4 protein-coding genes are annotated in these 4,378 nt (G+C 68.7%); all 4 read left to right on the top strand.

What is annotated here, in order from left to right:
• Positions 1-733: ESX secretion-associated protein EspG (locus WA317_RS02535; RefSeq protein WP_425171542.1), on the top strand; the 733-nt coding region annotated here is incomplete at its 5' end.
• Between the two features lie 76 nt (positions 734-809).
• The gene (gene eccD / locus WA317_RS02530) at positions 810-2,216 is read left to right on the top strand and encodes a type VII secretion integral membrane protein EccD (RefSeq protein ID WP_425171541.1); all 1,407 of its coding nucleotides are present in this window, start codon (positions 810-812) and stop codon (positions 2,214-2,216) included.
• A complete protein-coding gene (gene mycP, locus WA317_RS02525; protein ID WP_425171540.1) occupies positions 2,213-3,595 on the top strand; it encodes a type VII secretion-associated serine protease mycosin in 1,383 nt (460 codons plus the stop codon). Before eccD ends, mycP begins: the two co-directional genes overlap by 4 nt.
• Positions 3,592-4,378, top strand: a 787-nt coding sequence (eccE, locus tag WA317_RS02520; protein ID WP_425171539.1) for a type VII secretion protein EccE, incomplete at its 3' end; no start/stop codon positions are given. The genes mycP and eccE, both read left to right, overlap by 4 nt.

Genomic DNA, 4,378 nt, shown 5'->3' with positions numbered 1-4,378 from the left:
GGCTCGGCAGGCCGCGGAACTGACTCAGCTGGGTGTCGTCTCCGACGACGGTATCGTCAATTCCTCGGTGGCCCGGTGGCTTCGGGCGGTGTGCTTCCCGGAACGCTGGCTGGATTTGCGCTACGTGCTACCGGCGCAAGCCGACTCGGATGCCGAGGGAGCCGCCGAACTGCTACGTGGCATCGTCGCGTGGGCCGGCGACACCGCTGTGGTCGCCTTGCGAAACGCGCAACTCGTCACATTCACCGCGATGGCGATCGACGATCCGCGGACGCTGGCCCGGGTGTTGGGTGCCGGGCTGGCGCAGCGGCCACCCGCACGGTTCGACGAATTCAGCATGCCGGCCAGGGTCGGGGCCCGGGCCGACGAGCGGCTGCGGGCCGGCACACCGCTGGCTGAGATCTTGGACTACCTCGGGATCCCCGAATCAGCACGCCGCGTGGTGGAATCGGTGTTCAGCGGCCCGCGCAGCTATGTGGAGATCGTGGCCGGCTGCCGTGTCGATGGACAGCACACCACCACCGAAGTCGGGATGAGCATCGTCGACACCACAACCGGCCGCGTGCTGGTCAGCCCGTCCCGGGCCTTCGACGGCGAATGGGTATCGACGTTTCGCCCCGGATCATCGCTTGCCATCGCCATGGCCGTCGAACAGCTGACCGCCGAACTGCCTGGCGGCCAGTGGTTCCCGGGTTTGAAGATGTCCCGTGACTTCACCGCACATCCGTCTTGACCAGCTCACCCACAGTCTCAGCAGACCACGACAAAGAAAGTGAACCCATGTCGCGCGAACACCTGAAGCGGCCGCAATGACCGGCGCAGTCATGCCGATCGTGCGGGTCGCCATCCTCACTGACAGCCGGCTGACGGAACTGGCACTACCCGCAGAAGTGCCGCTACGCGAAATCCTGCCCGCCGTCCAGCGTTTGGTGGTTCCGTCCGCCACCAACGGTGACGCCGCTGAACGTGAGAGCCCCGGTCGCCTGAGCCTTGCGCCGATCGGAGGAGCGCCGTTCAGCCTGGACGCCACGCTGGACACCGTGGGTGTCGTCGACGGTGACCTGCTTGCGCTACAGCCCGTGCCGGTCGGTCCGGCTTCGCCCGGCATCGTCGAGGACATCGCCGACGCGGCAGTCATCTTCTCGGCTGCCCGGTTCAGGCCGTGGGGCGCCACGCACATCCAGATCGGAGCGCTGGCAGCGGTCCTCAGTCTGGTCGTCGCCGCAACCGGTCTGTCGGTCACGCACCGCGTGGTCACCGGCGCGGCGGCCGGGCTGATCGCGGTGAGCGTCATCGCCGTCCTCAACAGCCTGGCGGCGCTGACCGTGCCCGCACCGCGCGCGCGGGTGGCACTGTCCGTCTCGGCGCTGGTGCCGATCGCTGCCGCCTTCGCGCTACTGGTGCCGGGGACATTCGGTCCCGCTCAAGTGACTCTCGCTGCCGCCGGAGTTGTCGCGTGGTCGCTGATCGCCATCTTGCTGGCCAGCCGCGAACACGAGTTCGCCATCAGTGTCTTCACCGCCACCACCGTGCTCGGGGCCGGCGTGTTCCTGGCTGCAGGCGCCGAATCTCTGTGGCAGTTGCCGCTGTTGGCCATCGGCAGCGGGCTCATCGTGGCGGCGCTGCTGGTCACCATCCAGGCGGCACAACTCTCGGCGCTGTGGGCGCGTTTCCCGCTGCCGGTCATCCCGGCGCCGGGCGACCCCACCCCGTCGGCGCCGTCGTTGCGCGTTCTGGAAGACCTGCCGCGGCGGGTACGGATCAGTGATGCGCACCAAACCGGTTTCATCGCCGGGGCAGTGTTGCTCAGCTTGCTCGGCTCGGTGGCCGTCGCCTGGCGGCCCGAGACGTTGTCGGTGCTGGGGTGGTACGTGGTGGCTGCTACCGCGGCGGCGGCCGCGCTGCGGGCGCGGGTATGGGATTCGGCCGCCTGCAAGGCGTGGCTGCTGGCACAGCCCTACTTGGTGAGCGTCGTGTTGTTGGTGCTTTACACCGCCACCCGGCACTACGCCGCCGCGCTGGGCGTGGTGATCGCACTCGCGGTCCTCGTTTTGGTGTGGGCGGTGGTGGCGCTCAATCCGGTGATCGCTGCACCCGAGAGCTACTCATTGCCGGTCCGGCGGATGCTCGGCTTCGTCGCATCAGGCATCGACGCCTCGCTGATTCCCGTCATCGCCTACCTGGTCGGACTGTTCAGCTGGGTGCTCAATCGATGAAGAGGATCGGATTGGTCTTTCTCGCAGCGGTTTCCGCCGTCGTGATAGGGACTTGTCCAACAGCGCTGGCGGTCTCCCGGCCTGAGGTCGACCCAGCAGTGCAGCCGCCGAGCGGGAAACCCGCGCCGGCAGCGCCGATGGAGCGCCGCGGCGACTGCACGACCTCAGGTGTTCTGCCGGGAAGCAACCCCGGGCAGGCAGCGCCCAGCCAGACAGTGCTCAATCTGCCTGCGGCATGGAAACTGTCACGGGGAGAAGGTCAGTTGGTCGCGATCATCGACACCGGGGTGCGGCCCGGGCCGCGGCTGCCCAACGTCGATCCCGGCGGGGACTATGTGGAATCCACCGACGGACTCACCGATTGTGACGGGCACGGCACGCTGGTCGCGGGCATCGTCGCCGGTCAGCCCGGCAACGACGGCTTCTCCGGGGTGGCTCCTGCCGCCCGCTTGGTGTCCATCCGCGGCATCTCGGCGAAGTTCTCAGCACGCACCGAAGGCGGCGATCCGGCGCAAGCGCAGGCGTCGATCGAGGTCGCGGCGCTGGCCAGCGCGGTCGTGCATGCCGCCGACCTCGGTGCGCGGGTCATCAACATCTCCAAGGTCACCTGCCTGCCCGCCGACCGCGGCATCGACCAGTCGGCACTGGGCGCGGCACTTCGCTACGCCGCCGTCGACAAAGACGCGGTGATCGTCGCTGCGGCAGGCAACACGGCACTGACCGGCTCGATCAGCGACGGCTCGGGCTGCCAATCCAATCCGCTCACCGACATGAGTCATCCGGAGGACTCCCGCAACTGGGCGGGGGTGACATCAGTGTCCACGCCATCCTGGTGGCAGCCGTACGTGCTGTCGGTGGGATCGTTGACGGCGCAAGCGGAGCCGTCCAAGTTCACCATGGCCGGGCCCTGGGTGGGATTGGCCGCCCCGGGCGAGAACATCGTCTCGGTGAGCAACCGCGACGACGGCGGCCTGGCCAACGGTCTGCCCAACCAGCGGCAGCAGGAGATCGCGCTGAGCGGCACCAGCTATTCGGCTGCCTACGTTTCCGGTGTCGCCGCCCTGGTGCGCAGCAAGTACCCGAATCTGCCCGCGGCACGGGTGATTCAACGCATCACCGGTACCGCGCACAATGGAGCCCGCGCGCCGTCCAACCTCGTCGGTGCCGGTGCGCTCGACCCGGTGGCGGCATTGAGCTGGGAACTCCCGGCGACCTCCCCGAGTGATGTGGCACCGGTCAAACAGATTCCCGCCCCGCCGACACCTGCGCGGAAGGACCCGACGCCGCGGATCGTTGCGTTCGCGGGTACCGCGGCCCTCGCGCTGGCTGTGGTGGCCGCCGCGATCGCCGCGCGCCGACGAAAGGAACTAACCAAGTGACGCGACCTTCCCCCATCGTCTGGCCGGGCACCGGCCGGGTGACCCTGGCACTGCTGGCCGCGGTGCCCGCAGCCATGGCCTACCCGTGGCAATCGGCACGGGAGCGCTGGGTGCTCGGCGTTGCCGTCATCGTCGTCGTTCTGCTGCTGGGCTGGTGGCGCGGACTGCACTTCACCACAGCGCTGCGCCGTAGGCTGGCGATGCGGCGCCGCGGCTCCCACCGTGCCCACGCGTCGCAGGTCGAGGTGCAGACCACCGAGCTGTTGCGGGTTACCCCGCCGGCCGCCGACTCGGATGCTCTGCCGCTGCCGCTGATCGCGAAGTACCTGGACCGCTACGGTATTCGCGCGGACACCATCCGCGTCACAAGCCGCGACACCGTCTCGGACAACGGGGTCCGGCAACGCCAAACGTGGATCGGACTGACCGTGTCGGCCGCTGACAACCTGCCGGCACTGCAGGCACGATCGGCGCGAATACCATTGCGGAAAACCGCCGAAGTCGCGGCACGGCGGCTTGCTGACGAACTGCGCGAAAGCGGCTGGACCGCAGTCTTCACCGATCCGGACGACGTCCCGCGAATTTTCGCGCCGTCGGCGCGGGAAACGTGGCGCGGAGTTCGGGAAAGTAACGCCGGTTACGTTGCGGCATATCAGGTCGGCGCTGACCCCGACCTGGCCGACACCTTGGCGGCGATCCGGTCCCATGCCTCGCGAGAGACCTGGACGGCGCTGGAGATCGCCGGTGCCGGCGACCACCGCACAGTGGCGGTCGCGTGCGCCC

This window comes from Mycobacterium sp. (genome assembly GCF_049802695.1).
In the GTDB taxonomy this organism is placed as follows: Bacteria; Actinomycetota; Actinomycetes; order Mycobacteriales; family Mycobacteriaceae; genus Mycobacterium.
This window is presented reverse-complemented; position numbering and strand designations above follow the sequence as displayed.